Origin of the sequence: Arthrobacter sp. B0490, from assembly GCF_002929355.1 — a bacterium.
Taxonomy (GTDB): Bacteria; Actinomycetota; Actinomycetes; order Actinomycetales; family Micrococcaceae; genus Arthrobacter_D.
This window is the reverse complement of record NZ_PJIR01000128.1, coordinates 1-580: the sequence shown is the minus strand read 5'-3', so window position 1 is coordinate 580 and position 580 is coordinate 1. Positions and strand designations below refer to the sequence as shown.

General features: G+C 66.7%; 1 protein-coding gene. It reads right to left on the bottom strand.

Translation table 11 applies throughout. The annotated features are described in order from the left end of the window. A partial coding sequence (gene tssK, locus CXQ97_RS21095; protein WP_104182382.1) for a type VI secretion system baseplate subunit TssK occupies nucleotides 1-580 on the bottom strand: 580 nt, incomplete at both ends.

The following is a 580-nucleotide window of genomic DNA, read 5'->3' as shown; positions in this document are numbered from 1 at the left end:
TCCAGCTGCGCCTGGTCCTCGGCGCTGAGTTCCAGCGCGAAATAGGTCTTGCCGGCATGGAAGGGGATCTGCCGCGGCGCCACCGGCAGCGGCTTGATGCGGATGCCCGGCAGATGCAGGTTGACCAGCTGGCGGATGCGCTCCACCGGGCCGATCTTCAGGTGCGCCGGCAGGCGGGTGCGCAGGGTTTCCGAATCGCACTGGGCGCTGGCGGCGAGCACGAAGGACGCCGTGCCGAGCAGCTTGTGATCGTGCAGTGGCGATACCTGGATGCCGTACTGGCGCTGCTGCAGCAGCAGTTCGATGGCGTGCTGTTCGAGCACCATCGACAGCACCTGGCGGATCGCGTCCATCAGCTTGCGGAAGCTCGCGCCCTGGTCACTGTGCTGGTAACGACCCTCCAGGCGTGGGCGCTTGCTCTCGCTGGAGAAGGTCGCCAGCTCGCCGAGCAGGCCAAGCAGGTCGCGGTAGATCTGCTCCGGGTGCACCTGCTCCACGCCCAGGTAGTGGCGCAGCACCGGTTCGTGACGGTTGATTAGCTGCAGCATCATGAAGTCGCCGACCTCGGCGCCACCGACCT